General features: G+C 40.8%; 4 protein-coding genes. All 4 read right to left on the reverse strand.

The window, feature by feature from the left end; all coding sequences use genetic code 11:
* Positions 1-178 precede the first annotated feature (178 nt).
* From N3F66_06780 to N3F66_06795, 4 genes are read right to left on the reverse strand one after another with little or no spacing between them, the layout of a single operon-like run.
* Entirely contained in the window at positions 179-1,378 is a 1,200-nt protein-coding gene (locus N3F66_06780) for an alcohol dehydrogenase catalytic domain-containing protein (GenBank protein ID MCX8123854.1), read from the reverse strand.
* A gap of 30 nt (positions 1,379-1,408) precedes the next feature.
* Positions 1,409-1,831 (reverse strand): DUF86 domain-containing protein, encoded by a 423-nt coding sequence (locus N3F66_06785; GenBank protein MCX8123855.1) that lies wholly within the window; start codon positions 1,829-1,831, stop codon positions 1,409-1,411.
* Positions 1,831-2,220 carry a nucleotidyltransferase domain-containing protein gene (locus tag N3F66_06790; GenBank protein ID MCX8123856.1) on the reverse strand — a complete coding sequence of 130 codons (390 nt, stop codon included), beginning with the start codon at positions 2,218-2,220 and terminating at the stop codon, positions 1,831-1,833. The genes N3F66_06785 and N3F66_06790 overlap by 1 nt, the downstream gene beginning before the upstream one ends.
* A gap of 9 nt (positions 2,221-2,229) precedes the next feature.
* Entirely contained in the window at positions 2,230-3,885 is a 1,656-nt protein-coding gene (locus tag N3F66_06795) for a thiamine pyrophosphate-binding protein (protein ID MCX8123857.1), read from the reverse strand.
* Positions 3,886-4,014 lie beyond the last annotated feature (129 nt).

Genomic DNA, 4,014 nt, shown 5'->3' on the forward strand with positions numbered 1-4,014 from the left:
TACAGGGAGGTATATGTAGTAGGGATGAGTTTTAGCAAAGAAGAAAAAACTTTAATTGAGTTTGAGTGGGAAAGGGTATGATTTCAGATAGTACTGTTACTGTTTTTACCATCAAGTTTTAAGTATGAAGATTGCTTATTGATGGTTATAAACATAATTGCTCGCATATGCTATCGTTTTAATCAGTAAACTCCACAACAGTTTTTATAGCCTTATGTGCTCCTTTGTTGGCATTAACCTCTATCATTTTTTTGTATTGCTCAATGCTAAAAGTGTGCGTGACCATTGATTCTATATCAGGTATTTTCTTCATAAATTCCAATGATTTTTCAAAGATATGCTTTTGCCTACCACCTTCTTTTATGTACCCATAACCGTATACACCTTTGACAGTGATAAGTTTGAGCCATAGTGGTGTTGGATCAAAAGAAAGATGAGCGGTAATTCCAACTAGACTTACGACACCCCCAGCGCGCGTAATGTTTAATGCCATAGAAAATGTTTTTGATGTACCTACGGTATCAAATACCTTATCAAAGCCTCCCTGCATAATTGATGGTCCCATCATGGGTTTGTANATTTCAGCATTGGTGTATTGAGCTACGTGAGTATCATTGTGTAGCACTACATTAGCTCCATATTCAATAGCCTTTTCTTGGTGGAAGGCAGAAGGTTCAATAATAGCTACAGTAGATTTTATGTTCAAAGCTCTGAGTGCACGGATAAGCATAAGTCCTATTACGCCACATCCAATGATGCATATTGTATCAGTATTTTCTGGTTTATTGTCATACAATGCCTGGAGTGCCACGCTGAATGGCTCAACCAATACAGCTGCTTTCATGCTTACATTTTGTGGTATAGCAAAAAGCTGTGTTCGGTGTGCAGGCAGATATTCAGCAAAACCACCGTTTGCATCTTTACAGATTCCAGTAAACATCCCTGGTGCAATAGTCCCTTTTGCAAAATTTTCGCAGTTTGCAGGCCTTCCAATCTTACAGGCATGGCATAGCGGGAGCTTTCGTACTACACAGGAAAGCATTGGATTTATGACAACGCGCTGTCCCCTTTTAAAGCCAGTAGCACCGGGCTCTTCTACTGTACCACATACCTCATGTCCAATGACACATGGGAACGAGGTGAATGGCGAAGCCATAGGCGAATCGTGAAGTTGTATCAGGTTATAGTCGCTCCCGCAAAATCCGCAATATGTTGTTTTTACTATTGCCCAGTTTTTATCCATGGGCTTTGGCTTTGGGATATCGACTAATTTTAGAGTGCCAATTGGGCTTTTGTAAAACACGGATTTGGAAAAAGCTCCTACGGCTTTCAGGGCTATCCATTGTGGGACTGTGACATTAAATTGCAGTGCTTTCATTTTTTTTCCTTAAGAAAAAAAAATATTTTATTATTTATAAAAGCTTATTCCTAATGAATTTTCAATTTGAGATAGATAGCTTTCAATATCTTGAAGTTTATTTAAAATTTCGTTACAGATTATAAATGGATTTATCTGTTCATAATCGTGGGCTAAATAATTTCTAAATCCTGCAATTTTGGCAAACGAATGGGCAAATACAGGGTCTATTATATTGTTTTCGCCCAATATGTCGATGGCTTCGTAGTATGTTTGAGGAATGCGCAATTTTTTGTATTTAATAACAAGCTCAGCCAAAGTAATGCAAGAATCTGATAAAAGATAGAGGTAATGAAGCAATGCTCCTTTATAAATAGGATCGCTGGTAAAGCGATTATTGCAATCGTCTTTTATTGAATGTATAATTGATAGATATTCTCTAATTTTTCCAATTTTGTATAGTATTCGTTCCATTACACTCCAATTGTGATAAAACGCTGAGTTTTGAAGTCAATAGCTGCATGAATCATTTTCAATTCAAATTCTTCGCGCAGTGGTGGATCAGCATCATAAAGCAGTATTCCATTTCGGATAATCTCATCAATGAGCATTAAGTTGTAATTTGCATTAAGGACAACAATGTCAACGTCATTTGCTTTCAAAGCTCTGCAGGTATCAAGATGAATTGAAAGCAGTGTATCAAATAACTTTTGTGGATATCCGTTTTTTAAATAGACTGCAATATCAATATCACTTGATGGCGATAGTTCGTTTTTTGCCGTTGAACCAAATAAATATGCAAACACAACATTATAGTGTTTAAAAATAGGGGTAAGTTTAATTGTAATGTCACCGATAATCATATAGGATCTTCAATCAAACTTTAACGACTGATAAAACAAAAGCGTTGCAGGGCTTGTCACTGTTGGGTCAGTGAGCACATTCACACATGCAGGTTTGCCGCTTTCCTTTGCGCGGATGAGCGCAGGAGCTATCGCCTCATCCTTTTCAACAAATTCGCCGTATCCACCCATACCTTCAACAATCTTTTCGTAGCGTCTAAGTCCAAGTTCCGCACAGGTTGTACGCTCTTTGCCAATTGATAGTTCCTGACTGTGCTTAATCATTCCCCATGCGCAGTCATTGTTCACCACGCAAATAAAAGGCACATTGTGACGCACTGCGGTATCAAATTCAAAGCCGTTAAACCCAAATGATCCATCGCCGTTTAATACCACCACCTGCTTGTCGGGATGAACCAGTTTGGCTGCAATAGCAAACGGTATGCCAGCCCCCAGGCAACCTAACAATCCTGCTGATTGTGACAGCACCCCTGCTTTGTGTTTAGACTGAAATCCTACAAGCCCAAAGTAGGTAGTATCGCCACCATCAACCACATACAGCGCATCGGTGCCAAAGACCTCCTGTATCTTTGCAACAAGCCGTATAGGATGAATTGGGTCAGAAGGCTTTTGGCGCAATTTAATTTCGCTGTCAATAAATGCATATCCCGCCTGCGTAAGCGCGTCAATCCATTGCGCATGGCTTTTTTGTTCAACCAGGGGCAGGAGTGCTTTCAGCGTTGCACCTGCATCGCCCACAAGCCCAACATCTGCAATGCGATTACGGTTGATTTCGGTTGGTTCAATATCAATGCGCACAACTTTAGTGGTTGGCGGGATAATTGCACCTGACTGAAAGAGCCAGTTAAAGCGAATGCCTGCTGCAACAATGACATCAGCCTGTGACATGGTCATCATTAAGCCAACGTTACCAATGTTCCAGATTGATTGTGGATGATTGTCAGGAAGAACTCCGCGCCCTCCATTAAGCAATATAAACGGAATGCCGGTTTTTTCTATAAATGCCTGTAACTCAAGTGTACAGTTGCTGTAGCCAATTCCTGTCCCACCAATAAAAAGGGGCCTTTGTGCACTGTTGATAATTTCCGAAGCTTTATAAAGATATGAGGAATCAGGGAGAGAAGTAAATGTATCAACGCTGGGCATAAATTCAAAATCTTCAACTGACTTGCTCAATACATCCGGTGGCAGTTCCAAAAATACAGGCCCTGGTCTTCCACATGTTGCATGCCTGAATGCCAGATCCAGATACTCAGGAATGCGCTTTGTATCGTAGCATGTTGCACACCATTTTACCAGGGGCTTTACCACATCAAGTTGATTCATCTCTTGCAATGCACCTTTGTGGTCATCGCGCAGAGGATGACGTCCACACAAAACCACAACCGGCGCATTATCCAACGAGGCATTTGCAATACCGGTGATGCCATTGGTAAATCCTGGCCCTGCAGTTAAAAAGCACACACCGGGATTGCCTGTATATACTGCTACTGCATGAGCCATCATTACCGCAGCTTGCTCATGCCGTACATCAATTGACCTGATACCATACTGCTGCAATCCATCAAGCAGAGCTTCAATATGCCCACCGGATATGCCAAATGCAAACTGTACATTGCGCTTTGACAAGTACTTTCCTATTAAGTGGCCACCATTTATAGCCATAATTCCTCCTGTTTATTTTTTAAGGGCGATAGTTACTGCATCATTAAACCACTGTATAAAAAAGGCCATACCCTCAACATGGAGCCTGCCGCTTGCAGCTGCATAAAACGATGCTTGTTGTGTACCTGC

Source organism: Spirochaetota bacterium, assembly GCA_026414805.1.
Lineage (GTDB): Bacteria > Spirochaetota > UBA4802 > UBA4802 > UB4802 > UBA4802.